A 1,199-nucleotide genomic window follows, 5' to 3' on the forward strand; every position below is an offset into this window, starting at 1 on the left:
AAGGATTAGTCAAGAATCTTTGATACTACTCCTGATGCTACTGTTCTTCCACCTTCACGAATAGCGAATCTTAATCCTTCGTCCATTGCGATTGGTGTGATTAGTGTTACTGTAAATGTTGAGTTGTCTCCTGGCATTACCATTTCTACTCCGTCTGCTAGTTGGATGTCTCCTGTTACGTCTGTTGTTCTGAAGTAGAATTGTGGTCTGTATCCGTTAAAGAATGGTGTGTGTCTTCCACCTTCTTCTTTTGTTAGTACGTATACTTCTGCTTCAAATTTTGTGTGTGGTTTGATTGTTCCTGGTGCTGCTAGGACTTGTCCTCTTTGGATTTCTTCTCTTTGTACTCCTCTTAGTAGGGCTCCTATGTTGTCTCCTGCTTCTGCTAGGTCTAGTTGTTTTCTAAACATTTCTACACCTGTTACTACTACTTGTCTGCTTTCGTCTGTTAAGCCTACTAGTTCTACTGTGTCTCCTACTTTTACTACACCTTGTTCTACTCTTCCTGTTGCTACTGTTCCTCTTCCTGTGATTGAGAATACGTCTTCGATTGGCATTAGGAATGGGTGTTCTGTATCTCTTACTGGTGTTGGAATGTATTCGTCTACTTCTTCCATTAGTTTTACGATTTTGTCTCCCCATTCTCCCTCTGGATCTTCTAGGGCTTTTAATGCTGATCCTACTACGATTGGTGTGTTGTCTCCATCAAAGTCGTATTCACTTAGTAGGTCTCTTACTTCCATTTCTACTAATTCAATTAGTTCTGGATCGTCTACTTGGTCTTCTTTGTTTAGGAATACTACTATCTTTGGTACACCAACTTGACGAGCTAGTAGGATGTGTTCTCTTGTTTGTGGCATTGGTCCATCTGCTGCTGATACTACTAGGATTGCTCCGTCCATTTGTGCTGCTCCTGTGATCATGTTCTTTACATAGTCAGCGTGTCCTGGGCAGTCTACGTGTGCGTAGTGTCTGTTTGGTGTTTCGTATTCTACGTGTGATGTTGAGATTGTGATTCCTCTTTCTCTTTCTTCTGGTGCCTTGTCTATGTGTGCGTAGTCTACGAATTCTCCTCCGCCGTATCTCTTGTTCATTACAAGTGTGATTGCAGCTGTTAGTGTTGTCTTACCGTGGTCAACGTGACCAATTGTTCCAATGTTTACGTGTGGTTTATTTCTTTCAAATTTTGCTTTTGCCAT

Annotated in this window: 1 protein-coding gene; it reads right to left on the reverse strand. The window is 41.5% G+C overall.

The window, feature by feature from the left end; translation table 11 throughout:
- Nucleotides 1-5: 5 nt before the first annotated feature.
- Nucleotides 6-1,199 carry an elongation factor Tu gene (gene tuf, locus HMPREF1864_RS05295; protein WP_062571798.1) on the reverse strand — a complete coding sequence of 398 codons (1,194 nt, stop codon included), beginning with the start codon at nt 1,197-1,199 and terminating at the stop codon, nt 6-8.

The sequence above is a fragment of the Peptoniphilus sp. DNF00840 genome, from assembly GCF_001553125.1.
Lineage (GTDB): Bacteria > Bacillota > Clostridia > Tissierellales > Peptoniphilaceae > Peptoniphilus_A > Peptoniphilus_A vaginalis.

Excerpts from the sequence above, each read along its gene's own strand:
- tuf (WP_062571798.1), bottom strand. The coding sequence starts at position 1,199 with ATGGCAAAAGCAAAATTTGAAAGAAATAAACCACACGTAAACATTGGA.